This is a genomic window from Candidatus Cloacimonadota bacterium (genome assembly GCA_011372345.1).
In the GTDB taxonomy this organism is placed as follows: Bacteria; Cloacimonadota; Cloacimonadia; order Cloacimonadales; family TCS61; genus DRTC01.
Genome location: DRTC01000523.1, coordinates 1 through 1,842 on the forward strand (window position 1 = coordinate 1; position 1,842 = coordinate 1,842).

The window sequence follows — 1,842 nt, forward strand, 5'->3', positions numbered from 1 at the left end:
CAAACCAGGTCATAAAGTTGACCTTCGATCTTCTCATATTCACCGGTTTCAAAGTATTTCAGATGTTCTTCTTTGGGTAAGGTGAACATATGATGGGCAGTTTCCCAACGATGTTCAACATCGTTATACTCAAAAAGAGGGAAATCTGTGATCCAGACGAAATTGTAGTCATTTTCATTATAAAGTTTCAGTTCTCTTCCAAAGTGATTCCTGATCTCTGCTAAAATTTTGAAAACCATTTTATTGGAATCTGCCGCAAATAGAAGCAAATCTCCATCTTTTGCTTTTGTTTTTTCCAAAATATTTTTTTGCTCATTTTCTTTAAGAAATTTGGAAATTCCAGCAGTTAAACTATTCTCTTCAACTTTACAATAAGCAAGACCTTTCCCGCCCAGATGCTTCACAATGTCAGTCAGTTTATCAATCTGCTTACGGGAATAATTTGCACAACCTTCCGCTACAACACAGCGGACACTTCCATTATTTTCCAGAGCAGAAGAAAAGACTTTGAATTCTGAATCTTTCAAAATATCAGAAAGGTCTGTTAGTTCCATTCCAAATCTCATATCCGGTTTATCGATCCCGAATCGTTCCATAGATTCTTTATATTTCAAGCGTGGAAAGGGAATTGACAGATCGATGTTTTTTGTTTTTCGGAAAACATAATTGAACATTCTTTCCATAATTTCAAAGATCTGATCAGGAGTGGCAAAACTCATTTCCAAATCGAGCTGAGTGAATTCCGGCTGCCTGTCTGCTCGCAGGTCTTCATCCCTAAAACAGCGAGCGATCTGGAAATAACGATCAAAACCGGAGATCATGAGGAGTTGTTTATAGATTTGCGGAGATTGCGGTAAGGCAAAGAATTTTCCCTGAAAAATACGGCTTGGAACAAGATAATCTCTGGCTCCTTCCGGAGTGCTTTTCATGAGCATCGGAGTTTCAATCTCAAAGAATTTCTCTTTTGTTAAAAACTCCCTGAACGCAAAAACAATTTCATGACGCAGAAGCAGGATATTTTTCAGTTTTTCGCGACGCAGATCAAGATAACGGTATTTCAAACGCAGATCTTCTTCTGCTAAAATATTCTCATTAACTTGAACAGGCAAAGGTTCGGAATCATTTAGAATAAGAAGGTCTTCTGCTTCGATCTCGATCTCGCCGGTTTTCATCTTTCGGTTTATGTTCTTCTCGTCTCGTTCAGCGACTTTTCCAATTACAGCTATCACATATTCATTCCGCAATTTATGAGCTTTTTCGTGAACTTTATCATTTTCAGGATTGAATACAATCTGCACAATTCCTGTAACATCCCGCAAATCGATAAAAGTCAATCCTCCCAAATCCCGACGACGATGTACCCAGCCCATGACCGTGATTTTTTCATCAATATTTTCTCGACTCAAATTTTCAGCAAAATGAGTCCTTTTCTTATTTCCAATAAAATCTAACATTTCTCACTCCATTAATTTTCAACTGCGAATTTACACGGATTATCACATATTATTCTGCCTTTATCTGACCATTCCGAATATTTGGATGGTTTAGATAAAACATCGGTCAAATGCAGAATTCACTTTTATTTGTCAAGGTGAGTGTTAGCTGCATTTAAATAAATTCTTTAAATTAAAAATGAAGCGAAGCCAAAGATATAGGAGGTAGTTACATCTTGACTTCGCTCTTTTTGGGAAAATTTTCCTGAAATCTTTATGAAAAATTAATGGTTCTTCACGAATTTTTATGAAGAACTTGCTTTGATTTATTAATTCAAAGTATAACCCTCCAAAAGAAAAAAGATAGCGGAGGGTTATACATGAACAACCTATATTCCTTTTTTGAGAG

1 protein-coding gene is annotated in these 1,842 nt (G+C 36.4%); it reads right to left on the reverse strand.

What is annotated here, in order from left to right; translation table 11 throughout:
• A partial coding sequence (gene aspS / locus ENL20_10000) for an aspartate--tRNA ligase (protein HHE38888.1) occupies nucleotides 1-1,454 on the reverse strand: 1,454 nt, incomplete at its 3' end.
• Nucleotides 1,455-1,842: the final 388 nt, after the last annotated feature.